The organism is Actinomadura sp. 6N118 (genome assembly GCF_044326415.1).
In the GTDB taxonomy this organism is placed as follows: domain Bacteria; phylum Actinomycetota; class Actinomycetes; order Streptosporangiales; family Streptosporangiaceae; genus Spirillospora.
On sequence record NZ_JBIRAZ010000015.1, the window covers coordinates 118,451 to 143,198 of the forward strand.

The following is a 24,748-nucleotide window of genomic DNA, read 5'->3' on the forward strand; positions in this document are numbered from 1 at the left end:
CCGTGCGGAAGGTACGCCGGGCGTGACGCCGATAGGCTTTCGCTCTGATGACAGACGAGGACGATCGGAGAGACGTGCGTTCCGAAGCCGAGGGCGCGGTGCCCCACGAGAAGCAGGCCGTGACCTCGGGCCAGGACCCCGTCGACGACGCGGCCTCAGAGGACGAGTCGTCCACCGGCGGGGGAAAGTCCAAGAACAAGAAGCAGGGCTCCTTCTGGAAGGAACTGCCGGTCCTGATCGGCGTCGCCCTTGTTCTTGCCCTGGTCATCAAGGCGTTCGCCGTGCAGGCGTTCTACATCCCGTCCGCGTCGATGGAGAACACCCTGCAGATCGGTGACCGCGTTCTGGTCAACAAGATCGTTTACCACACCCGCGACATCAAGCGCGGCGACATCGTGGTCTTCAACGGCCTGGACTCCTGGGACCCCGAGGTCGACTACGCCGAGCCGTCCAACCCGGTGTCCAAGGTCCTCCGTGCGATCGGCACGACGTTCGGCGTCGCGCCGAACGAGAAGGACTACATCAAGCGTGTGATCGGCATCCCCGGCGACCGGGTCAAGTGCTGCGACGCGCAGGGGCGCATCACCGTCAACGGCGTGCCGCTCGACGAGAAGCGCTACCTCTTCAGCGATCCCCAGACCGACGAGCAGAACAAGCCCTCCAACGAGACGTTCGACCACACCGTGAAGCCCGGCCAGCTGTGGGTCATGGGCGATCACCGTGAGGTCTCCTCGGACTCGCGGGCCCACCGCGGTGACCCGGGTGGCGGCACGATCCCCGTGAGCCGAGTGATCGGCCGGGCGTTCGTGATCGTGTGGCCGCTGGACCGGATCGGGACACTCCCGATCCCCAAGACGTTCGAGCAGCCCGCCCTGAACGCCGCCGCGGCCCTGACGCCTGCCGTTCCGCTGGCTTTGGGCTTCGTGGGCGCCGTCCCCGTCGTCCTCGTCCGCCGCCGCCTCCGTATCCGCTTCGCCCGGGCGCGCGACTCGTAGGAGGAGACGTGCGTTCCCAACCCGAGGGCACGGGCCCCGAGCAGAATCAGCCTTCGGACCCCACCGGGACGCCGGCCGCGGAGGACTCCACTGCAGACACGCCTGCGGAGGACTCCGCTGCCGACACGGCTCCGGAGGATGTCGGCGACGGCCCGGCAACAGACGAATCCGGCCGCTCCAAGAAGCGCAAGAAGGGCAAGAAGCAGGGATCGTTCTGGAAGGAACTCCCGGTCCTGATCGGGGTCGCGCTGGTCCTGGCGCTGATCATCAAGACCTTCGTCGTGCAGGCGTTCTACATCCCCTCGGAGTCGATGGAGAACACCCTCCTCGTCGGCGACCGCGTGCTGGTCAACAAGATCGTTTACCACATGCGTGACATCGAACGCGGCGACGTCGTGGTGTTCAGCGGCCTGGACTCCTGGGATCTCGAAGTCGACGTCCCCGAGCCGTCCAACCCGGTGTCGAAGGTCCTCCGCGCGATCGGCAGCACGTTCGGCGTCGTGCCCGGCGAGAAGGACTACATCAAGCGTGTGATCGGCGTCCCCGGCGACCGGGTCAAATGTTGCGACGCGCAGAGCCGGATCACCGTCAACGGCGTGCCGCTCGACGAGAAGTCCTACCTGTACCGCGATCCGGAGACAGGGGAGCAGAACAAGCCCTCCGACATCCCGTTCGACGTGACGGTCGGCAAGGGCCAGCTCTGGGTGATGGGTGATCACCGCGAACTCTCGTACGACTCGCGCAATCACCGGGGCGACCCGGGCGGCGGCACGATCCCCGCCAGCCGCGTCGTCGGCCGGGCCTTCGTGCTCGTGTGGCCGCTCGACCGGATCAACACCCTCCCGATCCCCAAGACCTTCGACCAGCCCGCCCTCAGCAAGGCCGCGGCGGCGGCCTTCCCCGTCGCCCTGGGCCTGATCGGCGCCGTCCCCATCACCCTGATCCGCCGCCGCTTCCGCCTCTGACCACTATGGATCTGGTGGTGGCCCTTTCCGGGGGATTCGAGGCGCCTTGCGGGCTTGTGGCGTCGTACGCTGGCGTTCCATGAACGGTCGTCCTCTCCGCTTCACGCCGCGCCGCGACGCCGGGTTGCACGCGTATGAGCGGGCGCTTGAGCATGCCGGTTTCGGTCGCGTCGCGGGCGTCGACGAGGCTGGGCGCGGGGCCTGTGCCGGACCGCTGGTCGTCGCGGCTGTGATCTTGCCTCGGGGACGGCGGGGGATGATCGAGGGGCTGATGGACTCGAAGCTGCTCACTCCCGTACGCCGCGAGGCGATCTACGAGGAGATCGTGCGGCGAGCCGAGGCGTGGAGCGCGATCGTGATCCCCTGCCACGACGTCGATCGGATCGGCGTTCACCGGTGCAATGTCACCGGGATGCGGCGGGCGCTGGCGGCCCTGGAACTGCGGCCTTCGTACGTGCTGAGCGACGGGTTCGCGGTGCCCGGCCTGGACGTGCCGAGCCTGGCGGTGATCAAAGGTGACCAGGTCGCCGCGTGCATGGCGGCGGCCTCGGTGGTGGCCAAGGTCACCCGAGACCGGATCATGGTGGACCTGCATGAGCGTTATCCGGCCTACGGATTCAACGTTCACAAGGGCTATGCCACTCGGGAGCACTCGGCGGCGCTCGCCGAGTTCGGGCCTTGCCCGGAACACCGCTTCTCCTTCGTCAACGTCGGGCGGGCCTTGCGCGAGAACGGAGTCGTGGAGGAGATCAGGGACGAGCCTGTACTGGACGTTCCCGGCGAGGAAGGGGCACGGGCATGAGTCCCCCTACCTTCCGTCGCCGCACCGCCTGAGCTTGCTTGTCAGCGGTTCCTACGGTGTGAGCCGCAGTAGGCGGGCGGTGCACGGCTCCGGCAGGGGGATGCGCCCTGCGTCGTTGTTCGTCCAGCAAGGGGCCGCGTCCACGGGATACAGCAGCGACACCGAGGCGGGGGACACCGGCCGGTTGATCCCGCCCGGCCGGACGCCGTCCTCGAACAACAGGGTGAGCGCGTCGTTGCCCCAGCGTTCCAACATCGAAGAGACCTCCGTACGGCAAACGTTTTCTACAGGCCGGGGTGTCCGGCTTGGGGGCAGGTGAGACACCCGTCAGCATCGCCTCGCGGCGTCGCTCGCGGTGGGCTGGTTGGCGTCAGCGCCGTCGTCCGTCCAGCCTGCGGCCCATCGGAGGGCGCCGAGCAGGTGACGACGGAAGTCTGGCTCGTCGAAGGCATGTTCCGTGTGGCCGAGCGCGGTGTAGAAGGAGCGGCCCGCGCCGTACTCCCGGTACCAGATGAGCGGATGGTGCAGGCCCATGGTGCCGCCCCGGTAGGAGTTCTCGTCGACGGTCGCCAGCACCGTGACCCCTGTGGGGCCATCGCGGAAGTTGTACCACTCGTCGGTCCAGGTCCAGCGTTCCGGCAGGTGGGCGGTCGCCGGATGGGATCGGTCGACGACGTTCACCAGGCCAGGTTGTATCTCCGGGTGCCCGTCGAAGCGGGCGCCGACGAGCGCGCCGTAGTCCGGCCAGTCGTACTCGGTGCAGGTGGCCGAATGGACGCCCAGAAATCCGCCGCCCTCGGCGACGCGTCCGAGCAGTGCCCGCCGCCCGGCCGGTTCCAGGACGTCCCCGCTGGTGGACAGGAAGACCACCGCGTCGCTGGAGGCCAGCCGTTCCGCGGTGAACGTCGCGGGGTCCTCGGTGGCGTGAACGGTGAAACCGTGCTGCGCGCCCAGGCCGCGGAAGGCTGCCACGCCTGCGGGGATCGAGTCGTGCCGGTAGCCCGTCGTCCGGGTGTAGACGAGTATGTTTCTGCTGGTCATGAGCGCTCCGACAGGGGATGGAAAACTTTTTCTATGGACCGGAAGCTCGAGTTCAGCGCGATCTTCGCGACGTCGTCGTGACTCCGCCGGGCCGGCGACGAACTGACCCTCAGCCACGCGGCTCTTTCGGCCATGGCGGACGGCCGGATCCTGCCCTTGAGCCCGCACGGGCCGTGCCTCATGGCCGACGGTCCGCGGCGCGCCCAGGGGCGGTAGGGATCAGCGGAGGCGGGACGACAGGATTCACGAGGGTCTCGCTCCGCGTGGAGGGCCAGAGTGATGGGGGCATTGTGTGACGATGGACGTGGCGGTGGTGCTCGACTCCAATAGCCTCTATAGGAAGAGCTGGCTGCCATGTCGAGTAGCGGGTTCACATCATGATGACCGAGTTGGTTCGCCGGAGGATCGAGGGCACAGTGCCTGGTCAGGTCGCCTTGTCGGCTCCGATGGGGGTTTGCAGTGTCTGCTGAGGACCTGGAGAAGTACGAGACCGAGATGGAGCTCCAGCTCTATCGCGAGTATCGCGACGTCGTGGGGCTCTTCACGTACGTGGTCGAGACCGAGCGAAGGTTCTACCTCACCAACTCGGTGGATCTCCAGGTGCGGAGCACGGACAACGGCGAGGTCTTCTTCGAGGTCGCCATGCAGGACGCTTGGGTTTGGGACATGTACCGCCCTGCGCGGTTTGTGAAAAATGTCCGTGTCGTCACGTTCAAGGACGTCAATGTCGAAGAGCTGGCCAAGAGCGACTTCGAACTCCCCTCCGACCAGTAGCTTCGCCCTCCGATCAGACGTCCGGTACGGCGGCGACCGGGTCGCGAGATCATGATCTTGCCTTGGTGGTCAGGCGCCAGCCCGAGGGCGCGCGTTCGACGAAGCCGGCAGCGGCGAGCAAGCCCAGCTTGCCGTTGACGGTGCCGAGGTCCAGCCCCGCCTTGACGGCGATCTGGGCCGGGCCCGTGGCGCCACGGGCGGGAAGGGCCTCCAGGACCGCTCTGGTCGTGGCGTCCAGACGGTCGCGAGGCAGGATTGGGACGCCCGGATCAGGGGCGAGCGCACCGATCGGACCGACCGCTTCGATCACCTCCTCCGAACGCGTGACGAGCGTGGCGGGTGGGTCTTCCCGCAGAAGTCTGTGGCAGCCCACTGAAGATCCAGAATGCACAGGCCCAGGAACCGCCATGAGCACCCGGCCGAGCTTGCGGGCCCAGGCGGCGGTGCCGAGAGCGCCGCTGCGGCGGGCGGCCTCCACCACCACGGTGCCCCGGGAGAGAGCGGCGATCACCCTGTTGCGGATCAGGAAGCGCAGCCGATTCGGCTCCGTGCCCGGCGGCATCTCGCTGACCAGCAGCGCCCGGCGCGCCATCTCGGCGAACAGGCCGTCGTTGCCGGCCGGATAGGACACGTCGACGCCGTTCGCGAAGACCGCCAGCGTGGGACCGTCCGCGGCCAGGGCACCGCGGTGAGCTGCCGCGTCGATCCCCATGGCACCTCCGGAGACCACCGTCCACCCCCGTTCGGCCAGCTCACAGCCGAGATCAGCGGCGACGCGGAGGCCGTATGGGGAGGCGGCGCGGGAACCGACGACGGCCACCGAGCGCAGGCACCCGTAACGCAGATCCTCGGGACCGCGCAGCCACAGGGCGTACGGCCGTTCGTCACCGAGATCATCGAGCGTGGTCGGCCATTCGGGATCACCGGGGCACACCAGCCGGATGTTCATGCGTTCGCAGATGGCCAGGTCCGCCGCCGGATCGGCGCCCGACAGCTTGATCCGCCACCGCTCGAGCCGATCGCCGACCCGGCCCCCCTCCAGACCGGGAGGTAACTCGCCGGAACGGATCGTCTCCAAGGCTCCGGCAGGGCCGACGACAGCGATCAACCGACCCATCTGTGTGTCCCCGGGCTCAGCGACGGCACAGAGCGTCGCCCGAGCAAGCCGATCGTCGTTCATGCTGCCTCCTTGTGGCTGAGCTGGTGTGTTTGCCGATGGGGTGTCCGGCGACAGGGATTGTTCGGATCATGGGCGGCGGCCCGTCCATAGGGCCAGGGCGCCGCCTACGTCGTCTTCGCTGGGTTGGTCTCGGCCGGCTAGGTCGGCGATGGTCCAGGCGACGCGGAGCACGCGGTCCAGGCCGCGGGCGCTGAGCGTGCCACGCATCAGGGCGTCGTCGGCGGCGCGCATTGCTTCTGGGGGCGGCGTGAAGCGGCGGCGTAATTCCGGGCCTGGGATCTCGGCGTTGGAGCGCCAGGGCGTTTCTGTGAGGCGTTTCGCGGTGCGGTCGCGAGCTGTCAGGACTCGTTCGGCGACTACTTCGCTCGATTCCGCGAACTCCAAGTCGTAGCGGAGCTCGGCGCGGGTGGCGGGGTGGAGTTCGAGCTTGAGGTCGATGCGGTCCAGGAGCGGGCCGGAGATGCGGGCGAGATATCTGCGCCTGATCGCGGGGGCGCACGAGCAGTCGACCTCCTTGGCCGCCGCGCATGGGCAGGGGTTGGCGGCCAGGACGAGGGTGAAGCGGGCCGGGAAACACGCTGTGCCCTCTGAGCGGGCGATCCTTACCTCGCCCTCTTCGAGGGGTTGGCGGAGGGCGTCCAGCACGCCGCTCATGTATTCGGGAGCTTCGTCAAGAAAGAGGATCCCGCGATGGGCGAGGGACGCTGCTCCAGGTTGGATGACGCGGCCCGCGCCGCCGCCGACCATGGCGGCGCGAGTGGCGGTGTGGTGGGGCGCGCAGAACGGAGATTGCTTGATCAGCGGCTGGCCGGGCGGAAGCGTCCCCGCGACTGAATGGATGGCCGTCACTTCGAGGGCGGCGTCGGGTTCGAGCGGTGGCAGGAGGGTGGGCAGGCGTTCGGCCAACATGGTCTTGCCACAGCCCGGTGGCCCGCTGAAGAAGAGGTGATGGCCGCCTGCCGCGCTGATCTCAAGGGCCCGGCGGGCCTCGGCCTGGCCTCGTACGTCGCTGAGGTCCAGCCCGGAACGCCGGTCTGCAAGATCTGGGGTGGGCCGGAGAGGGGGAGCGTCGTCGTCCTCTTCGACCGGTGGCGGCTCGTCCCGGAGATGGCACAGGAGGCTGCGCAGCGATGATGCGGCGATCACCTTGAGGTCGGGCACGAGCTCGGCTTCGGCGGAGTTGGCCTGCGGTACGACGACGCAGGTGTAACCGGCGTTCGCGGCGGCGACAACGGCGGGCAGGACGCCTGGGATGGCCCGGACGCGGCCGTCGAGGCCCAGCTCTCCGATCATCACCAGGCCCGCACAGGCCTTGGGCGGGACGGCTTCGGCTGCGGCCAACAAGGCGATGGCTATTGATAAGTCGAAGATCGATCCGCGTTTGGGGAGGCTGGCCGGGAAGAGGCTCACGGTGACGTGGCGGTTGGGCCAATCCTCGCCCGAGTTGAAGATCGCGGCGCGTACGCGGTCGCGTGCCTCGTTGAGGGCGGCGTCGGGCAGGCCCACGAGGTGCAGACCCGGTACGCCGCTGGTGATGGCGGCCTCCACGTCGACCATGAAGCCGTCGACCCCAACCAGAGCCACAGAACGGGTCTTGGCCAGTGCCACTCAGATCACCCCGCGCAGATGCTCGATCGTGAAGCCGTCGACGACGTTGCCGGGGGTGGAGAGGCGGGGTCTCTCGGCCAGGAGACAGATGGCATCGACTCGGACGGCTGCGCCCGCGATGCCGTGCCGCGCGGCCCATCGCCAGGCCAGCCGCCGTAACCGGACGGCCTTTTCCTGCGTGATCGCTTCGAAAGGCGTGCCCAGCGCGGCGTTTTTGCGGGTCTTGACCTCGCAGACCACATGCTGGCGTCCGTCATGGGCGACGATGTCGATCTCGCCCTGGCGGCACCGCCAATTGCGATCGATGATCGTCCAGCCGAGTTTGGCCAGGTAGAGGGACGCCGCGTCCTCGCCGCGCTGCCCGAGGGTCATGTTGTTCATGTCGATACCTCCGGCCTTCGACGTTGCCCCGGGGCGGGCTCGGAAGGAAGTCGAATGGAATTCTGTGGATAACCCGGCCTTGGTGCTTGCTTGACGAGGGCGGGGGCGACAGCGTGACCGCTGTGGACGGTTCGCAGGCACCCTGGGCGCGCGAGGCACTCGCGGAATTCGAGCTGCATCTGAGGGCTGAACGTGATGTGTCGCCCCATACGTTGAGGGCCTATCTCGGTGACCTCACCGACCTGTGCCTGTACGCGGCGAACGTGGGCGTGGGCGAGCCTGAGGGACTGGATATCGGGGTGCTGCGAGGCTGGCTGGCCCGGCAACACGCACTTGGCCGAAAGCGAGCCACGCTTGCCCGCCGTACTGCCGCAGCCCGTGCGTTCACCCGCCACCTGCACCGGAGGGGCCTGATCTCGCAGGATCCCGGGCCCCTGCTGGGCACTCCCAAACGGGAGCGTGACCTGCCTGTGGTGCTCACGCAGGGCGAGGCTGCCCGGTTGCTGGACGAGATGGTGGCGGAGGGGGCGCTGGGCCTGCGCGACCGGGCCGTTCTGGAAGTGCTCTACGGGACTGGCGTACGTGTCAGCGAACTCTGCGGCCTGGACATCGACGACTTGGACACTGCCCGGCGAACGGCCCGGGTACTGGGCAAGGGTGGCCGTGAACGTACGGTCCCCGTGGGCGAACCGGCGGTACGTGCCGTTGCGGACTGGCTGAGACGAGGTCGTCCCGCGATCGTCACGAAGGACAGTGGGCCCGCGCTCTTCCTAGGGGCGCGCGGAGGGAGGCTCCACCCCACCAGTGCCCGGCGCATCGTTCACACCCGTATCGGGGAGGTCGGCGTACCGGACCTCAGCCCGCACGGTCTCCGGCACAGCGCAGCCACACACCTCCTAGAGGGAGGCGCGGATCTCCGGAGCGTCCAAGAGATCCTGGGCCACGCATCGCTGCAGACCACCCAGATCTACACCCATGTCTCAGCTGAACGCCTCAAACAGGTGCACCGCCAAGCCCACCCTCGCGGCGCCGAATAGCTTGCGCAGATTCACTCGCCAGGTGTTCCAACGGGCCATGCTCTTGCTTCCGTTGAGCTCTATGGGTGTGGGGCCTCAGGGATTGGGAGGGCGTCTCGGTGTCCTTACTGGGCGGTGGTTAGGGCGGGGTTTGGCGTTGGCGGCGTTGGCGGCGTTCTTGGGTTAGGTCGATTACGCCTGTTGGTGGTCTGCGGCGGGTGAGGGTGCGGGCGGTGCGCCAGACCAGGGAGCAGGCACAGGCTAGGAGCATTCCGGCTATCGCCCCGCCTGTGGCGGTTGTCGCGTCGCGGAGGTCTAGGCGGGGTTCTGGTTCGTAAGGCGGTGGCTGTTTGGGCTTGGCGTCTGCGGGTGTGGATTGAGGCGGCCATACGGGGAGCAGGCGGATGCGGGGGCGGACCAGGCTCAGGGGGTCCAGGTAGGTCGCACCCCTCAGGAGGCCCCAGTGGAGGCACGGCTCGGCGGTGCAATGAGGAGTCGCTTCCAGGACGCCTATGCGGGTCCCGGCCTCGACCGGGCGGCCCAACGGGAGCTGGGATCGCACGGGCAAGTAGGTCGTGCGGAGGGGGCCGTGGGTAATGGCGATCACGCCTCGGCCGGCCAGGCGGCCGGTGTAGGACACACGGCCGGGACCTGCGGCGTAGACGGGCTGGCCGGGGCGGGCGGCCAGGTCCACGCCTCGGTGGCCGGCAGACCAGGGGGCCGGCGGGGGTGAGAATCCCCGTACGACCCGGGGCGCGGGTGGTCCTAAGGGCGAGCGCCACGCGTCCGATGCGGGCATGATCGCGGCGCAGGCGAGCAGAAGTGTGACGAGGGTCATGTCCGGCAGACTGCCTCGACGGGCCCGTTCGTCACCAGGCTCGGGCCGGATTGTGGATAACCCTCCGGCCGGCCCGCCCAGGTTGATTCCACGTGTACGCCGGTCATCCCATAGACTTGGGGAACGGTCGCGTGGGTGCTTACCCGAGCGACCGAATTCACGCGCTCCCTGGCCACCTGCTTCTGTCAGGTGGGGCATGGCCTCTCGGTCCGTCACCACGGTGGCGGAGGGGTCGAGCCGGGCGCCGGCATCTAACCGGGAACGTGGCCCGTCCATCGGGCCGGACAGGAGAACACGGGCAATGGCACCCGTCGTCACAATGCGGCAGCTGCTCGAGAGCGGCGTCCACTTCGGCCACCAGACCCGCCGGTGGAACCCGAAGATGAAGCGGTTCATCCTCACGGACCGCAACGGCATCTACATCATCGACCTGCAGCAGTCGCTGTCCTACATCGACCGCGCCTTCGAGTTCGTCAAGGCCACGGTCGCGCACGGCGGCACGATTCTGTTCGTCGGCACCAAGAAGCAGGCCCAGGAGGCCATCGCCGAGCAGGCAACCCGGGTCGGGATGCCGTACGTCAACCAGCGCTGGCTGGGCGGCATGCTCACCAACTTCTCCACCGTCCACAAGCGGCTCACCCGGCTCAAGGAGCTGGAGGAGATCAACTACGAGGACGTCGCGGGCTCCGGCATGACCAAGAAGGAGCTTCTGGGTCTCCGCCGCGAGAAGGACAAGCTGGAGCGCACCCTCGGCGGTATCCGCGACATGGCGAAGGTTCCCAGCGCCATCTGGATCGTGGACACCAAGAAGGAGCACATCGCCGTCAACGAGGCCCGCAAGCTGGGCATCCCGGTCGTGGCGATCCTCGACACCAACTGCGACCCGGACGAGGTCGACTACCCGATCCCGGGTAACGACGACGCGATCCGCAGTGTCAGCCTGCTGACCCGCGTGGTCGCGGACTCCGTGGCCGACGGCCTCATCGCCCGCGCCGGCGCCGCCTCCGGTGGCGACGAGAAGCCGGCCGAGGGCGGCGCCGCCGCGGTCGAGCCGCTGGCCGAGTGGGAGCGCGAGCTGCTGGAGAACAAGGAGCAGGCCCCCGGCGCCGAGACCGCCGAGACTGCCAAGGCCGCCGACGCCCCAGCTGCCGAGGCTCCCGTCGCCGAGGCCCCGGTCGCCGAGGCCACGGAAGGCGAGGCTGCTCCCGCCGCCGACGCCCCCGCCGACGACGCCCCCGCCGCCGACGCTCCTGCTGCCGAGGCTCCTGCTGCCGAGGCTCCGGCCGCTGACGCTCCGGCCGCTGCCGACGCCCCGGCCGCCGAGGCCGAGCAGGCCTGACGACGACGTGGTGCCCCTGGGGCGGACGTACGCGGCGTACGGCCGTCCCGGGGCCCGTCTCACCAGCAGACTTCCATCCCGACAGAGACGAAGAAAACGATGGCGAACTTCACCGCCGCTGACGTCAAGCGGCTCCGCGAGCTGACCGGCTCCGGCATGATGGCCTGTAAGAACGCTCTCACCGAGGCTGACGGCGACTTCGACAGGGCCGTAGAGATCCTGCGCCTCAAGGGCGCCAAGGACGTCGGCAAGCGCGCCGAGCGCACCGCCGCCAACGGCCTGGTCGCCGAGCACTTCGACGGCACCGGCGACGGCGCGCTGCTCGAGCTGAAGTGCGAGACCGACTTCGTCGCCAAGAACGAGGCGTTCATCGAGCTGGCCGGCCGTCTGGTCGAGTTCGCGGCCAAGAGCGACGCGACCGACGCCGACAGCCTCAAGGACCTGGAGATCGAGCCGGGCAAGAGCGTCCAGGCCCTGATCGAGGAGAACGGCGCCAAGATCGGCGAGAAGCTGGAGCTCGGCCGTTTCACGCACTTCCAGGGTGCGTACGTGGCCAGCTACCTGCACAAGTCCGACCCGCAGCTGCCGCCGACCACCGGTGTGCTCGTCGAGCTCGACACCGAGAACGCCGAGATCGCCAAGGACATCGCCCAGCAGATCGCGGCGATGGCGCCCAAGTACCTCACCCGGGACGAGATCCCGGCCGAGGCGATCGAGAAGGAGCGGGCGCTCGCCGAGCAGCTCACCCGCGGCGAGGGCAAGCCCGAGCAGGCCATCCCGAAGATCGTCGAGGGCCGTGTCAACGCCTACTTCCGGGACTTCGTCCTGGTCGAGCAGGCGTTCGTGAAGGACAACAAGAAGACGATCGCGAAGGTCCTCCAGGAGGCCGGCGTGAACGTCAAGCGCTTCGCCCGCTTCAAGGTCGGCCAGAGCTGACGCTCGCCGCCTAGAGGCACTCTGGTAACAGGGACCCCGCAGCGCCCGCCACGATCAAGGCGTTGTGGGGATTCCCCGGATCTGGGCACAGCTCCCAGGAGAACCCGATCTGGGGATGACCCCGAGAAACAGGGACCGACAGATTACGAAGCCGCGATACGAGGAGGCCGCCGCCGTGCAGGAGAAACCGAACGCTGACACGACGGCGGCCTCGTCGTCTTCCCAAATGTCCGGCACATCCGGAACGTCTAGAACGCCCGGTACGTCCACCCCCTTCGGCTCGTCTGGCGCCCTCGCCTCGTCCGGCGCCCACGGCGCACGTGCGGGGCACAAGCGTGGCTGGAAGCGCGTTCTGCTGAAGCTCTCCGGCGAGGCGTTCGCCGGACGCGACCCGCTGGGCATCGACCCCGAGGTCGTGCAGCATGTGGCCGAGGCGATCGCCGAGGCTGTACGTGACGGAGTGCAGGTCGCGGTGGTGTGCGGCGGCGGCAACATGTTCCGCGGCGCCACGATGGCCGAACGCGGCATGGACCGCGGCCGCGCCGACTACATGGGCATGATCGGCACCGTGATCAACTGCCTGGCCCTCCAGGACTTCCTGGAGAAGCTCGGCCTCGACACCCGCGTGCAGACCGCCATCACGATGAGCCAGGTCGCCGAGCCCTACATCCCGCGGCGCGCCATGCGGCACCTCGAGAAGGGCCGCGTGGTGATTTTCGGGGCCGGTCTCGGCCAGCCGTTCTTCTCCACCGACACCACCGCCGCGCAGCGTGCGCTGGAAATCGGCGCGGAGGCGGTGCTGAAGGGGACTCAAGTGGATGGTGTGTACGACGCCGATCCGCGAAAGAATCCGGACGCGGTCAAGTTCGACCGTTTGGATTACGGTGAAGTTCTACAGCGGGGCCTGAAGGTCATGGACGCCACGGCCATCAGTCTCTGTATGGACAACGAACTGCCCATCGTGGTCTTCGACCTCATGGGGCAGGGCAACATCGTCCGGGCCGTCCGGGGTGAGAAGATCGGCACGCTGGTCAGCCCGGCCGAGGGCTGACCGGGGCCGAGCAGGCACCGGCGTTCAGGTGACATTGGCCGATCAGATGACACGGGAGTCGAAGTGATCGACGAGACCCTCCTCGAGGCCGAGGAGAAAATGGAGAAGGCGGTCGCGGTCGCCAAGGAGGACTTCCAGGCCATCCGCACCGGCCGGGTCACTCCCGCCATGTTCAACAAGATCACCGCGGAGTACTACGGCACCCCGACGCCGATCAACCAGCTGGCGTCGTTCACACTGCCGGAACCGCGGATGGTCATCGTGCAGGTCTTCGACAAGTCGTCCATGCAGGCGGTCGAGCGGGCGATCCGCGACAGCGACCTCGGCGTGAATCCCACCAACGACGGCAACGTCATCCGGGTGGTCTTCCCCGACCTCTCGGAGGAGCGCCGCAAGGAGTTCATCAAGGTCGCCGGCACCAAGGCGGAGGACAGCAAGATCTCCATCCGCAACATCCGCCGCCGCGCCAAGGAGACCCTCGACAAGCTCGCCAAGGACGGCGAGGCCGGCGAGGACGATGTGCGGCGTGCCGAGAAGGAGCTCGAAGACACCACCCACAAGTACGTGGCGCAGGTCGACGAACTTCTCGAGCACAAGAAGGCCGAGCTCCTCGAGGTTTGATGGAACTGGACGAGTCCGGGGAGCCGCAGGGCTCCCCGGGTGAGCCGGAGGCACCGCGGACGCCACCCCCGGCCCACACGAAGACCGGGCGTAACCTGCCTGCCGCCATCGGTGTCGGCGTGGCGCTGGGCGCCCTCGTGCTGCTCTCCCTCTACACCGTCAAGACGATCTTCCTGGCCGTCATGGTGGTGTTCCTCGTCGTCGGCCTGCGCGAGCTGACCGACGCGTTCAAGGCCCGCGACATCCGGGTCCCGCTGATCCCGCTCGCCCTCGGCCTGGTCGCGGGCGCGATCACCGCGTACGGCTGGGGGCCCGAGCCGCTGGTCGCGGTCACCGCGCTGACCATCCTCACCGTGCTCATCTGGCGCATGGCCGACGGCCCGGCGTCCGGCTATGTACGGGACGTCACCGCGGGCGTCTTCGCCACCGGCTACCTGGTGTTGATGGGCGGCATCGTCGCCCTCCTCATGGAGCCCGGCGACGGCGACCACCGCATCGTGATCTTCATCGCGACCACCGTCGCCAGCGACATCGGCGGCTACTTCGCCGGGACCTTCCTCGGCAAGCACAAGCTGGTCCCCGCGATCAGCCCCAAGAAGACCTGGGAGGGCGCCGGCGGCGCCGTCCTGGCCTGCATGCTCGTCGGCGCCTGGCTGGTCGCCTGGCTGCTGGACGGCCACCTCTGGGAAGGCGCCGTCATCGGCGCGGCCGTCGCGGTCGTGGCCATCGCCGGCGACCTCATCGTCTCGATGATCAAGCGCGATCTCGGCCTCAAGGACATGGGCACCCTCCTGCCCGGCCACGGCGGCGTCATGGACCGCTTGGACTCCCTGATCGCCACCGCCCCCGTGGTCTGGATCCTCCTGGAACTCTTCCTCCCCTCCGCCTAACTAACGGACGCCTAACTAACCTGACGCCTAACTGACGGCTGGTCAGCTGACGACCCAGCTTCGGGATTGTTGGGAGAGGCGGCGGATCAGGGCGTCGGAGCCCTCGCTCTTGGCGTAGTCGTGCTCTTCGGCCGTGATGGGCACGAGCCACAGCCAGCGGACGGGGTCGCCTTGAACGGTCAGGCCGTCCATGGGCGGGGCGATGGGGCCGGGGAGGCGGGTCGGGTCGTCCAGGAGGAGTACGCCTTCCCAGTCCGCCGACTCGGTCGTGTTCAGTGGGAACGTCCGGGCCTCGTGGTACCACTTGACGACGTCACCGGGGGCGAACCACGTGACAGAACGCCAGGGGTATTGGGCCAGCCAGGGGAAGATGCTGCCCGCGCGTTGGCTGGGCAGGGTGGTGGCAAGGGCGAGCTCTATACGGGCGTGCGGGGCCACCTCGTCCTCGTACAGCTCGATCGTCGGCATGCGCTGGCGGCTCATGCCCACTGTGCTCAGCACCGTGAACTGGCGGTTACCGCGGGCGGGACGTTCCGAGACGCCGACAGTGGGGGCGAGGCCGTCGCGCAGTTGGCGGCCTACGTCGTGCCAGTAGTGGCCGCCAGGGCCGAGGCGGTGGAGGAGGTGGCCGAGAACGGATTGCTGGAAGTCCGCCCAGGAGCCGTCGGCCCGGACGGTCTGCCAGTGCTGGCGGGCACGTTCAAGACGGGGGCCGAACGGCTCGTCCGAGAGGGGGAACGCGAACGGGCTCTGCTTGGTCGCGTCGCGGCTGTAGCCGGGGATACCGCGTTCCATGTCAGACCAGCCCGGGATCACGCAGAGCAGCTCACCGGCTTCAAGGATCGCCACACCGTCACCCTCCTCGAACCACACCGTTTCGAGGTGCCCGAGGGCCGGGCGGCCCTCGGGGTGGCTTATGTGATCGGCGCTCAGCAACGGCGCCAGGCCCGCGTCCAACCGGGCCCGGTCGAAATCCTGCGAGGCGGGGCTGTGGTTGGCGATCCACACGGCCCCGACGACCGCGTCCTTGGCGTTCCTGAGATAGGCGGCCGAGACGACACCGTCGGTCTCCACCACCAGCCTGCGACTTCCGTACGGGCTGACCTCATCGAGGACGGCCTTCGAAACGGACCCCCTGCGCAATACCGACATGATCGAAAGCCTAATCCCCGCTCATGGTCACGCGCAGCATCCCGGACGTAACCCCCGTACGGTCAACGCACAACCCCGTACCGCCAAAGCACAACGCCCGTACGGCCAAGGCACAACCTCCGTACGGCCAAGGCACACGCTGGCATTTGCGACACTGGAAGGACCATGTCTGCCACCGAAAAGACGCCGGCCAAGCTCGTCTTCGCCGCACCCCGCCGGGCCAAGCCGCCACGCCACCTCGCTGACCTCACCGCCGCCGAGCGCAGGGAGGCCGTCGCCGAGCTGGGCGAGAAGCCCTTCCGCGCGGATCAGCTGTCGCGGCACTACTTCGCGCGCCTTGCCGACGACCCGGCGGAGATGACCGATCTTCCGGCCGCGGTCCGGGAACGGCTGACGGCCGAGCTGCTGCCGGAGCTCCTGACGCCCATACGCGAGCTGACCTGCGACGGCGGCAAGACGCTCAAGACGGTCTGGAAGGCCTTCGACGGCGTGCTGTTCGAGTCGGTGCTGATGCGCTATCCCGACCGGGCGACGATGTGCGTCTCGTCACAGGCCGGGTGCGGCATGAACTGCCCGTTCTGTGCCACCGGGCAGGCGGGGCTGACCCGCAACCTGTCCACGGCGGAGATCGTCGAGCAGGTGACCGCGGGCGCCCGCGCCATGGCCCGAGGCAAGATCGCCGGTGGGCCCGGCCGGGTCTCCAACATCGTCTTCATGGGCATGGGCGAACCGCTGGCCAACTACAAGGCGGTGCTCGGGGCGGTCCGGCGGATCACCGATCCGGCGCCGGCGGGCCTCGGCATCTCCCAGCGTTCGGTCACCGTGTCCACGGTCGGCCTGGTCCCGGCGATCGAGAAGCTGGCGGCCGAGGACATGTCCGTACGGCTCGCCCTGTCCCTGCACGCGCCCGACGACGAGCTGCGCGACGAGCTGGTCCCGATCAACAACCGCTGGAAGGTCAGCGAGGTCCTGGACGCCGCCTGGGCGTACGCGGACACGTCCGGCCGACGGGTCTCGATCGAGTACGCGATGATCAAGGACATCAACGACCAGGCGTGGCGGGCTGACCTGCTCGGCAAGCTCCTGCGGGGGCACCTCGTCCACGTCAACCTCATCCCGCTCAACCCGACGCCCGGCTCCAAGTGGACCGCCTCGCGCCCGCAAGACGAGAAGGAGTTCGTCCGCCGTCTGGAGTCCCACGGTGTGCCGGTCACCGTCCGCGACACCCGCGGCCGTGAGATCGACGGCGCCTGCGGCCAGCTCGCCGCCACGACCAAGGACTGACCATCGGGGTGGCGAACGGCTCGGTGGAGCAGGCGCGCGAGACTCTGGCCCTGCCTCTGGAGCCTGCGACTTGGCGGGCGCGGGCCGAGGCACATCGGCGGCGGGTCGCGGACTGGGTGGAGCCTCATCTCGAACGACGCGGACGTGGCGCGGCGCATCCGGTTGAGGACTTCCTGTTCAGCTACTACGGCTACAGCCCGGGCAAGCTGCGCAAGTGGCATCCGGGTGCGGGCGTCGTCCTGCTGGGCGCCGACGCGCGGGATTTCGGGCGCGACTACCTCGACACACCCGAAGGTGCTGTCCTCGACGTCGCCTCGTTGATGACGAAGCGAAAGGCTTCGGTGGAGTTCACCGCCGCCCTGCTTGCCGCGACCGCCGCACGGCCCGCGCATTTCGGGTGCTTCGGCATGCACGAGTGGGCCATGGTCTACAGGTCGCAGGAGATCCGGCACTCGGCCTGGCCGCTGCGGCTCGATGCCGAGGAGATCGCGCAGGTCGTGGAGGCGCGCGGGGTGCGGTGCAGCCACTTCGACGCGTTCCGCTTCTTCACCCCCGAGGCACGGCCGCTGAACGTACTGCAGCCCACTCGGGAACGCCAGACGGAGCTCGAACAACCCGGCTGCCTGCACGCCAACATGGACCTCTACAAGTGGGCCTTCAAGCTCTCGCCCCTCATCAGCAGCGAGCTGGTGGCCGACTGCTTCGCGCTGGCCCGTGACATCCGCGCCGTGGACATGCGCGCCAGCCCGTACGACCTGAGCACGCTCGGGCATGAGCCGATCCCGATCGAGACGCCGGAGGGCCGCGCTGAATACGCGAGCGAGCAGCGTGGATTCGCCGAACGCGCGCAGCCGCTTCGGCAACGGCTGAGTGACGCCTGCGAACGGCTTCTCGACACCACACGCTCCGCTGTCATCTGACCCATCCGCCGCAATGGTTGCGCGCCGGGCGTACGGGCGCCACGCTGTTGCCGTTGAGCCTTGGGGGAGGCGCGGAACAAGGAGCGAGGGACGGTGAAGACGAGAACCCACCGCCTGCCTGTGGCGTTGCGGGGCTATGACCGCGGCCAGGTGGACGATCTGCTCGGCCGTATCCGGAGCACGCTCGACGCAACGAGCAAGTCGACCGGCCCCGCCGTCAGAAGACTCCTCGCTGCCCGGGGCCTCCCCGCCGCCGAAGGAAGCACTGCCACCGATGGAAGCACTGCCATCGAAGGAAGCACTGCTACCGATGGAGGCGCCACCGATGGAAGCGCCGCCGCCGAAAGGATCACCGCTGACGACGTGCGGGCGGTCCGCTTCGACATCGTGCTGCGGGGGTACGAGCCGCGCGCGGTGGACGAGCTGCTCCAGGAGTGCATACGCGAGCTCCAGGCCACCGCGCCCATCGGCCGCCGCCGCCCGGGGCGCACGCGGGTCCATTCGGGCTGGTTGATCGGCTGGATCCAGAACGTGCGGTTCACCGGCGCCGGGATGCGGACCGGCTATGACGTTCGCGACGTGGACGCCTTCCTTGAACGGGTCATCACGGGGCTGCGCGGGACGGCGCCGCCGGTGACGGCGCGGGACGTCCGGGAGATCGTTTTCCGGACCGTACGCTTCGGGCCCGGTTACGATGAGCAAGAGGTCGACGCTTTCCTGGTCCAGCTCGCAGGCGCGCTCGAACGCCGCTGAATCCCCACGTCGGCGAGGGCTGCCCCCGGGTTAGGGACGAACCGGATATCCACAGATCTTGGCCGGGTGCTGGCGCGCGGCGCCCGAACACGCAACGCTACGTGACATGGATCACTTCGCCGCGCAGCATCAGCGGCTGCGCTCCCTGTTCGGCGTCTTCTTCGCCCCCGAGGTCACCGGTGCGCTGCTCCCGCTGGCGCGGCCGGCGCTGCGGCTCGGTCCGGACGGCGACGCGACGGTACTGCTCGGCGGCACGCCGCTGCTCCCGCCCGGCGAGGAATGGCCAACCTGGGAAGGGCGGCCTCTCGACTTCATGCTCTCGGTCGACTTCGCGGAGCTGGCCAAGGTGATGGACATTCCCGGGCTGCCCAAGGACGGCCAGGCCGCGTTCTTCTATGCGAGTGCCCTACCGCGTCCTTGGGGAGACGACCGGGCGCAGCGGGACGGGTGGCGGCTCTTCACCGGCGACCTACACGACGTCGAGCCTGCCGAAGGCACGTCCTCGTTCCCGATGTGCCCGCTCGGCGCGGCGCCGTTCCTCTCACTGCCAGCGCCACAGGAGACCGTGGTGAGGCGTCTTGAGGAGCGCTACAGCGGTGTCCTTCCGGTGTACGAGCAGTTGCACGCGGCATGGCTCCAGCACGTATGGCCCGACGACACTCCACTGCACCAGCTCGGCGGCTGGCCCGTGCTCGTGCAGCGCCCGCTCGGCCCTGACTGCACATACGCGTCGACGGGGCGAGACCTCGACGCGATGGCCCTCTCACCCGAAGAGGAGCTGGCTGCCGAAAACCAATGGCAGCTGCTGCTCCAGCTCGACTCTGACCGGCGGCTCGGCTGGGACTGGGGCGCCCCAGGCCGGGTCTACTTCTGCGTCAATTCCGCGGGTCGGCTGGAAGACACCTGGCTCACCTTGCAGGCGGCCGTCACCACCTGACGACCGTCACCACTTGACGACCGCCATCACCTGACGGTCGCCTTGGCTAGATCCGGTCGGAAGTTGGCGTGCCCGCCGCTGTCCGCTCCTGGGAGCCCTGACTAGCGTCGGCGACGTTTCCGTACGATCCCGTGTGCACGAAGGGTTCCCAGGGCCGATATGAGCAAGCTGTTCCTCATCCTGCACGTCCTCGCCGCGATCCTCGCGATCGGCCCGGTCGCCGTGGCCGCCAGCATGTTCCCGCCCGCTTTGCGCAAGGCGAAGGCGGAGCCCGAATCCCTCCCGGTGCTGCGCAACCTGCACCGCATCTGCCGTGCGTACGCAGTGTTCGGCATCACAGTGCCCGTCTTCGGATTCATCACCGCCAGCAGCATGGGAGTCCTCAGCGATCCGTGGCTGGTCATCTCGATCATCCTCACCGCGGCGGCGGCCGCCGTTCTCGGCCTGCTCATCCTGCCCCGGCAGGCCGCCGCCCTAGCCACCGCCGAAAGCGCACCGGCCGAGAGCCGACCCGAAGACGCACCGGCCGAGAGCCAGACCGAGGACGCACCGCCCGGTGGTCAGGCTCAAGGCGCACCGCCCGGTGGTCAGGCTCAAGGCGCATCGGCCGGTGGTCAGGCCGAAGGCGCACCGGTCGACGCTCTGGCTCAAGGCGCATCGGGCGATGGTGTGGATGTTGTGCCTCTTGCTGCTCGGCTGGCCATGTTCACCGGTGTGTTCAACGTGCTCTGGGCGGTGGTGACGATTCTGATGATCGTCAGGCCTGGGTCCACGACCGGGGCGTGACGTTCTGCGGTCAGGGGCGGGTGCGGCGGATCAGGATGTACGCGACGCCCACTACAGCCGTCCAGAGCGCCATGTGGAGGGCCAGGCCCGGGAACGCCGCTATGAGTTCGTCCGGGCCGTCGTGGGCGGCGCGGATCCAGTCGACCATCGGGACGGACAACCATGACAGCGGTCCGATGCTGAGCAGGAGGGCCGCGGCCGCACTACCGAGAAGGGCCAGGAGCGAGACTCCAGGGTCCGGGATGATCGCGCGGCTCGTCCAGGCGCCGAGGAAGGTACCGGCGGCGGCCACCAGGAGGTTGAGGCCGAGACCAACTGCCACGGCGCCGCTCTCAAGGCCTGCGGAGAGCCCCTGGACCGTCGGCACCGCGAGGATGGCGACGCCCAAGGCCAGGTTGACGGCGTAGGCGGCCAGCAGACCGGCGCAGGCGGGGGTCAGGTGATGGCGCGCGGCGGTCGCTGACAAGGCGCGCTGTTCGTCCGGCTGGGTGTCCAGGAGCGCACGGGCGGCCCACGCCCAGACCGGGAACATGAACGCCGCGACGTCACCGAACGCCCCGGCGGCCAGCCCGGCGTTGGCCGGGGCCTGGGAGAGCAACAGCGCCAGGATCATGAAGATGACGATCACCGGCTGCAGGATCCGGAGGGACCGCAGGTAGCCCGACACCTGGAAGCGCGCGAGCGCGATCATCGTTCGGTCCTCCGTACGTCGTGGCCGTCCGCGCGGAGCTTGGTCGCGACCTCCTCGGCCTCGTCGGCCCGGACGACCACCTCCAGCACGGTCCACTCGGCCTCCACGGCCGCCGCCGTCACGGTCCCGTTCCCGACGCGGATCCGGTCGACGCCGGGGACGGACTCGATCACGCGCTGGTGGTCGCTGACCACGACCGCCGTGCCCGCCTCGGCCAGCTCGGCGATCAACCCGGGGAGCGTGCCGCGGCTCTCGGCGTCCAGGCCGGCGAACGGCTCGTCGAGGACCAGCAGGCCGGGTTCGGCGAGGAGCGCCTGGGCGAGACCCACTTTCTGCGCGCTGCCTTTCGACAACTCCGGCAGCCGCACGTTCAGTAGATGCTCGAAGCGCAACCGCTCGGCCCATTCGCCGATTGCAGGCCGCCTGATACCGCGTATGGCCGCCATGTGGTCAAGGTAGGCCGACACAGTGAACGGCTGGTCCACTGGAAAGCGTTCTGGCGCGTACCCCACCCGGTCTGGGCGGCCCGTGATAGTGCCGCGGTGCGGAGTGCGGAGCCCTGCCAGCAGCCGGAGGAGCGTGGATTTCCCGGCGCCGTTGCGTCCGGTCACCTCCAGCACCCGGCCCGGCGGGAGGGAGAACGAGACGTCCTGGAGTACCCAGGGGGCTCGCCGGCGATAGCGGAAGGCGACCTCGGTCAGCTGCATAGGCCACGGACAGTAGTGATCCCGCTGTAAGCGCCCCGTTAGCCCACAGCTGACAGAATGCGGCTCATGAGCGGCTGCGTGTTCTGCGAGATCATCAAGGGGGAACGGCCGGCGCACCTCGTGCTGGACGCCGAGGACGCCATGGCGTTCCTGGATGCGCGGCCCTTGTTCAAGGGGCACACGTTGCTTGTGCCGCGCGAGCACCACGAGACGCTGGCCGACCTGCCGACGGAGCTGGTGGGCGGCCTCTTCGGGCATGCGCAGCGGCTCGCGGCCTCAATGGAGTCGGTGCTCGGCGCGGCGGGCTCGTTCGTGGCGATGAACAACCGCATCAGCCAGAGCGTGCCTCACCTGCATGTGCACGTGGTGCCGCGCAACCGCAAGGACGGGCTGCGCGGGTTTTTCTGGCCACGGCAGAAGTACGACTCGGACGCCGAGGCGGCCGAGTACGCCGCCCGGCTCCGTGCCGGGACATGAATCCCGGAGTGGAGCCGGCCGGTCGATCGATCCTTCACCTGGGTGCCGCCGCGACTCAGCTGAGTGCCGCCACGGCTCAGCTGGGTGCCGCCGCGACTCAGCTGAGTGCCGCCACGACGGCGACCAGCGGGATGACGGCGCCTTCCACGCCGGTGGCTGACGTGGGGTCACGGTCCTGGTCGCCGAGCGTGGCCCGGCGTGCCGCCGCGTACTCGTAGAGATCGCGTTCAGCCCGGTCAAGGACTGTGGACAGTACATATTGCGGGACCGTCCAGCCCTGGAGTTCTGCCGCCTTACGGATCACGCGGTTCTGTTCCTCGGACGTCCGGAACTCAATGTGGTTGTCGTCACGGGAGGCGGGAAGGCCCTGGTGAACCGACTCAGACATGGCCGGTCTCCTTCCTTACAGCATCCAAAAGTACGCCCGGCGGCGCAGATGCGGCATCCCCAATAAGAAGGAGAATATGAAAGTCCCTGCGTACGGGATCGTCTCCGCACGCCCGCAATCAGCAAGGGCCGGTCAGCGCGTGCCCCACGAGTAGGTCTGCTTGCGCAGCTTCAAATAGACGAAGCTTTCGGTCGCGAGCACGCCGGGTACGGCCCGGATCCGGCCGAGCAGCTCCAGCAGTTGCTCGTCGCTCTCGGCGACGAGCTCCAGCAGGATGTCGAACGAGCCCGCGGTGATGACCACGTAGTCGATCTCCTCGATGGAGGCGAGCTCGTCGGCGACCTTCTCCAGGTCGCCCTCGCACTTGACGCCGATCATCATCTGCCGGGAGAAGCCGAGCATGAGCGGGTCGGTGACGCCGACGATCTGCATGACGCCGGTGTCCAGCAGCTTCTGCACGCGCTGGCGCACCGCCGCCTCGGAGAGCCCGACGGCCTTGCCGATCGCCGCGTACGACCGGCGGCCGTCCTGCTGGAGCTGCTCGATGATCTGCTTGGACGTGTCGTCCAGCGGAACGGGACGCGCCACCATCGTGCTCTCCTTCGTTGCGGCATCGTGCCTGCTTGAGCTACTTGCCAAGGGATTCCGTCGTGAAACTGGATCGTAACAACGGAATCACTTGTCATCATGCCAAACCTCTGTCAAGGTCGGGGCCAATAGGACACATCGGTGCGTGCCCATCGAGGAGGGTCGACGGTGACCAGCGACAGCAGGACAAGGCTGCGCAACTTTATCGGCGGCGAGTACGTGGACGCCAAGGACGGCCGGACCATGGAGGTGGTCGATCCGAGCACCGGCGAGGTCTACGCCGAGGCGCCCGTTTCCGGAGCCGAGGACGTGGACGCCGCCTTCCGTGCCGCCGGGGACGCCTTCCCCGGCTGGCGGGACCTCACGCCGAAGGACCGGAGCCTCGCGCTGCTCCGTTTCGCCGACGCACTGGAGGCCCGGGCTGACGAGCTCGTCGAGGCCGAGTCCCGCGACACCGGCAAGCCCATCCAGCTGACCGCCGACGAGGAGATCCCTCCGATGGTGGACAACATTCGCTTCTTCGCGGGGGCGGGGCGAATCCTGGAGGGCAAGGCGTCGGGGGAGTACATGGCCGACCACACCTCGTCGGTCCGCCGGGAGCCGATCGGGGTGTGCGCCCAGGTCACGCCCTGGAACTATCCGATGATGATGGCGGTCTGGAAGTTCGGCCCGGCGCTGACCGCCGGCAACACGGTCGTCCTGAAGCCGTCGGAGACGACGCCGGCCAGCACGTTGCTGCTGGCCGAGATCGCCGCCGAGTTCCTGCCGCCGGGCGTTTTCAACGTCCTCTGCGGCGACCGTGACACCGGCCGTTCGCTGGTCACGCACCCGACCCCGCAGATGGTGTCGATCACTGGCAGCGTGCGCGCGGGCATGGAGGTCGCCCGGGCGGCCGCGGACGACCTCAAGCGCGTCCACCTGGAGCTCGGCGGCAAGGCTCCGGTCGTGGTCTTCGAGGACGCCGACATCCAGAGTGCGGCTGAGGGCATCGCCGGCGCCGCCTACTTCAACGCCGGCCAGGATTGCACGGCCGCCACCCGTGTCCTGGTCGCGGACCGGCTCGCCGACGACTTCACCGCGGCGCTCACCGAGGCGGCCCGCGGGACGAAGGTCGGCGTGCCCACCGACGCGGACGCCGACTTCGGGCCGGTCAACAACGCCGACCAGCTCGCCCGCGTCCAGGGCTTCCTGGACCGTACGCCCGACCACGCCGACGTGCTCACCGGGGGCGAGCGCGTCGGCGGACCCGGATACGACGGTGGCTACTTCTTCGCCCCGACCGTCATCGGCGGGCTGCGCCAGGACGACGAGATGATCCAGAACGAGATCTTCGGGCCGGTCGTCACCGTCCAGCGCTTCAGCGACGAGGAACGCGCGATCGAGTGGGCGAACGGCGTGAAGTACGGGCTGGCGGCGAGCGTCTGGACCCGGGACCATGGCCGCGCGATGCGGATGACCAAGGCGCTCGACTTCGGGGCCGTCTGGGTCAACACCCACATCCCGTTCGTCTCGGAAATGCCGCACGGCGGCTTCAAGCACTCCGGCTACGGCAAGGACATGTCGATGTACGGAGTCGAGGACTACACGCGAATCAAGCACGTCATGCACTACATCGGCGCCTAGCACGC

General features: G+C 68.6%; 28 protein-coding genes. 17 read left to right on the forward strand and 11 right to left on the reverse strand.

Annotation, left to right across the window (positions count from 1 at the left end; all coding sequences use genetic code 11):
• Positions 1–74: 74 nt before the first annotated feature.
• From lepB (ACH34W_RS34330) to ACH34W_RS34340, 3 genes are all read left to right on the forward strand, one after another.
• The gene (gene lepB / locus ACH34W_RS34330; RefSeq protein WP_395965302.1) at positions 75–995 is read left to right on the forward strand and encodes a signal peptidase I; all 921 of its coding nucleotides are present in this window, start codon (positions 75–77) and stop codon (positions 993–995) included.
• Positions 996–1,003: 8 nt separating this feature from the next.
• Positions 1,004–1,960, forward strand: a complete 957-nt coding sequence (lepB, locus tag ACH34W_RS34335) for a signal peptidase I (RefSeq protein WP_395965303.1) — start codon at positions 1,004–1,006, stop codon at positions 1,958–1,960.
• A 79-nt stretch (positions 1,961–2,039) separates the two neighbouring features.
• Entirely contained in the window at positions 2,040–2,762 is a 723-nt protein-coding gene (locus tag ACH34W_RS34340; RefSeq protein ID WP_395965304.1) for a ribonuclease HII, read from the forward strand.
• 51 nt (positions 2,763–2,813) lie between these two features.
• Here the strand turns inward: ACH34W_RS34340 and ACH34W_RS34345 are convergent, their stop codons facing one another.
• Both ACH34W_RS34345 and ACH34W_RS34350 read right to left on the reverse strand, forming a co-directional pair.
• Positions 2,814–3,017 (reverse strand): hypothetical protein, encoded by a 204-nt coding sequence (locus ACH34W_RS34345; protein ID WP_395965305.1) that lies wholly within the window; start codon positions 3,015–3,017, stop codon positions 2,814–2,816.
• 72 nt (positions 3,018–3,089) lie between these two features.
• The gene (locus ACH34W_RS34350) at positions 3,090–3,803 is read right to left on the reverse strand and encodes a ThuA domain-containing protein (protein ID WP_395965306.1); all 714 of its coding nucleotides are present in this window, start codon (positions 3,801–3,803) and stop codon (positions 3,090–3,092) included.
• A 459-nt stretch (positions 3,804–4,262) separates the two neighbouring features.
• Between ACH34W_RS34350 and ACH34W_RS34355 the strand changes: the two genes are divergently transcribed.
• Entirely contained in the window at positions 4,263–4,577 is a 315-nt protein-coding gene (locus ACH34W_RS34355; protein WP_395965307.1) for a DUF2469 domain-containing protein, read from the forward strand.
• A 49-nt stretch (positions 4,578–4,626) separates the two neighbouring features.
• Here the strand turns inward: ACH34W_RS34355 and dprA are convergent, their stop codons facing one another.
• The 3 genes from dprA to ACH34W_RS34370 all read right to left on the reverse strand — a co-directional run bounded on the left by dprA (position 4,627) and on the right by ACH34W_RS34370 (position 7,737).
• Positions 4,627–5,757, reverse strand: a complete 1,131-nt coding sequence (gene dprA / locus ACH34W_RS34360; protein WP_395965308.1) for a DNA-processing protein DprA — start codon at positions 5,755–5,757, stop codon at positions 4,627–4,629.
• Between the two features lie 66 nt (positions 5,758–5,823).
• The gene (locus ACH34W_RS34365) at positions 5,824–7,365 is read right to left on the reverse strand and encodes a YifB family Mg chelatase-like AAA ATPase (RefSeq protein ID WP_395965309.1); all 1,542 of its coding nucleotides are present in this window, start codon (positions 7,363–7,365) and stop codon (positions 5,824–5,826) included.
• The gene (locus ACH34W_RS34370) at positions 7,366–7,737 is read right to left on the reverse strand and encodes a YraN family protein (protein ID WP_395965310.1); all 372 of its coding nucleotides are present in this window, start codon (positions 7,735–7,737) and stop codon (positions 7,366–7,368) included.
• A 122-nt stretch (positions 7,738–7,859) separates the two neighbouring features.
• On the opposite strand from ACH34W_RS34370, the gene ACH34W_RS34375 reads away from it, so the two are divergent.
• A complete protein-coding gene (locus ACH34W_RS34375) occupies positions 7,860–8,783 on the forward strand; it encodes a tyrosine recombinase XerC (RefSeq protein WP_395965311.1) in 924 nt (307 codons plus the stop codon).
• Positions 8,784–8,901: 118 nt separating this feature from the next.
• Here the strand turns inward: ACH34W_RS34375 and ACH34W_RS34380 are convergent, their stop codons facing one another.
• On the reverse strand, positions 8,902–10,017 hold the full coding sequence (locus ACH34W_RS34380) for a M23 family metallopeptidase (RefSeq protein WP_395965312.1): 1,116 nt from the start codon (positions 10,015–10,017) through the stop codon (positions 8,902–8,904).
• Between ACH34W_RS34380 and rpsB the strand changes: the two genes are divergently transcribed.
• The 5 genes from rpsB to ACH34W_RS34405 all read left to right on the forward strand — a co-directional run bounded on the left by rpsB (position 9,902) and on the right by ACH34W_RS34405 (position 14,437).
• Positions 9,902–10,939 carry a 30S ribosomal protein S2 gene (gene rpsB / locus ACH34W_RS34385; RefSeq protein WP_395965313.1) on the forward strand — a complete coding sequence of 346 codons (1,038 nt, stop codon included), beginning with the start codon at positions 9,902–9,904 and terminating at the stop codon, positions 10,937–10,939. The genes ACH34W_RS34380 and rpsB overlap by 116 nt on opposite strands.
• 99 nt (positions 10,940–11,038) lie before the next feature.
• Positions 11,039–11,875 (forward strand): translation elongation factor Ts, encoded by an 837-nt coding sequence (gene tsf / locus ACH34W_RS34390; protein WP_395965314.1) that lies wholly within the window; start codon positions 11,039–11,041, stop codon positions 11,873–11,875.
• A 226-nt stretch (positions 11,876–12,101) separates the two neighbouring features.
• Positions 12,102–12,926: a UMP kinase gene (gene pyrH, locus ACH34W_RS34395; protein WP_395965315.1), complete on the forward strand. Its 825-nt coding sequence runs from the start codon at positions 12,102–12,104 to the stop codon at positions 12,924–12,926.
• A 63-nt stretch (positions 12,927–12,989) separates the two neighbouring features.
• Positions 12,990–13,547 (forward strand): ribosome recycling factor, encoded by a 558-nt coding sequence (gene frr / locus ACH34W_RS34400; RefSeq protein ID WP_395965316.1) that lies wholly within the window; start codon positions 12,990–12,992, stop codon positions 13,545–13,547.
• Entirely contained in the window at positions 13,547–14,437 is an 891-nt protein-coding gene (locus ACH34W_RS34405) for a phosphatidate cytidylyltransferase (protein ID WP_395965317.1), read from the forward strand. Before frr ends, ACH34W_RS34405 begins: the two co-directional genes overlap by 1 nt.
• A gap of 42 nt (positions 14,438–14,479) precedes the next feature.
• Here ACH34W_RS34405 and ACH34W_RS34410 read toward each other — a convergent pair whose 3' ends face one another.
• Entirely contained in the window at positions 14,480–15,589 is a 1,110-nt protein-coding gene (locus ACH34W_RS34410; protein WP_395965318.1) for a suppressor of fused domain protein, read from the reverse strand.
• Positions 15,590–15,754: 165 nt separating this feature from the next.
• On the opposite strand from ACH34W_RS34410, the gene rlmN reads away from it, so the two are divergent.
• The 5 genes from rlmN (at position 15,755) to ACH34W_RS34435 (ending at position 20,269) form a co-directional block, all read left to right on the forward strand.
• A complete protein-coding gene (gene rlmN, locus ACH34W_RS34415; protein ID WP_395965319.1) occupies positions 15,755–16,873 on the forward strand; it encodes a 23S rRNA (adenine(2503)-C(2))-methyltransferase RlmN in 1,119 nt (372 codons plus the stop codon).
• A gap of 8 nt (positions 16,874–16,881) precedes the next feature.
• A complete protein-coding gene (locus ACH34W_RS34420; RefSeq protein ID WP_395965320.1) occupies positions 16,882–17,793 on the forward strand; it encodes a 3-methyladenine DNA glycosylase in 912 nt (303 codons plus the stop codon).
• Positions 17,794–17,886: 93 nt separating this feature from the next.
• Positions 17,887–18,546 carry a DivIVA domain-containing protein gene (locus ACH34W_RS34425; RefSeq protein ID WP_395965321.1) on the forward strand — a complete coding sequence of 220 codons (660 nt, stop codon included), beginning with the start codon at positions 17,887–17,889 and terminating at the stop codon, positions 18,544–18,546.
• A 106-nt stretch (positions 18,547–18,652) separates the two neighbouring features.
• On the forward strand, positions 18,653–19,483 hold the full coding sequence (locus tag ACH34W_RS34430; protein ID WP_395965322.1) for a DUF1963 domain-containing protein: 831 nt from the start codon (positions 18,653–18,655) through the stop codon (positions 19,481–19,483).
• A 159-nt stretch (positions 19,484–19,642) separates the two neighbouring features.
• Positions 19,643–20,269 (forward strand): hypothetical protein, encoded by a 627-nt coding sequence (locus tag ACH34W_RS34435; RefSeq protein ID WP_395965323.1) that lies wholly within the window; start codon positions 19,643–19,645, stop codon positions 20,267–20,269.
• 10 nt (positions 20,270–20,279) lie between these two features.
• Here ACH34W_RS34435 and ACH34W_RS34440 read toward each other — a convergent pair whose 3' ends face one another.
• Both ACH34W_RS34440 and ACH34W_RS34445 read right to left on the reverse strand, forming a co-directional pair.
• A complete protein-coding gene (locus ACH34W_RS34440; RefSeq protein WP_395965324.1) occupies positions 20,280–20,960 on the reverse strand; it encodes a hypothetical protein in 681 nt (226 codons plus the stop codon).
• Positions 20,957–21,667 (reverse strand): ATP-binding cassette domain-containing protein, encoded by a 711-nt coding sequence (locus tag ACH34W_RS34445; RefSeq protein ID WP_395965325.1) that lies wholly within the window; start codon positions 21,665–21,667, stop codon positions 20,957–20,959. The genes ACH34W_RS34440 and ACH34W_RS34445 overlap by 4 nt, the downstream gene beginning before the upstream one ends.
• Before the next feature lie 66 nt (positions 21,668–21,733).
• On the opposite strand from ACH34W_RS34445, the gene ACH34W_RS34450 reads away from it, so the two are divergent.
• Entirely contained in the window at positions 21,734–22,144 is a 411-nt protein-coding gene (locus tag ACH34W_RS34450; protein WP_395965326.1) for an HIT family protein, read from the forward strand.
• 97 nt (positions 22,145–22,241) lie between these two features.
• Here ACH34W_RS34450 and ACH34W_RS34455 read toward each other — a convergent pair whose 3' ends face one another.
• Both ACH34W_RS34455 and ACH34W_RS34460 read right to left on the reverse strand, forming a co-directional pair.
• A complete protein-coding gene (locus ACH34W_RS34455; RefSeq protein WP_395965327.1) occupies positions 22,242–22,532 on the reverse strand; it encodes a DUF1778 domain-containing protein in 291 nt (96 codons plus the stop codon).
• Between the two features lie 132 nt (positions 22,533–22,664).
• Complete coding sequence (locus ACH34W_RS34460) at positions 22,665–23,123, reverse strand: Lrp/AsnC family transcriptional regulator (protein ID WP_395965328.1); 459 nt, start codon at positions 23,121–23,123, stop codon at positions 22,665–22,667.
• A 165-nt stretch (positions 23,124–23,288) separates the two neighbouring features.
• On the opposite strand from ACH34W_RS34460, the gene ACH34W_RS34465 reads away from it, so the two are divergent.
• Positions 23,289–24,743: a gamma-aminobutyraldehyde dehydrogenase gene (locus tag ACH34W_RS34465; protein ID WP_395965329.1), complete on the forward strand. Its 1,455-nt coding sequence runs from the start codon at positions 23,289–23,291 to the stop codon at positions 24,741–24,743.
• Positions 24,744–24,748: the final 5 nt, after the last annotated feature.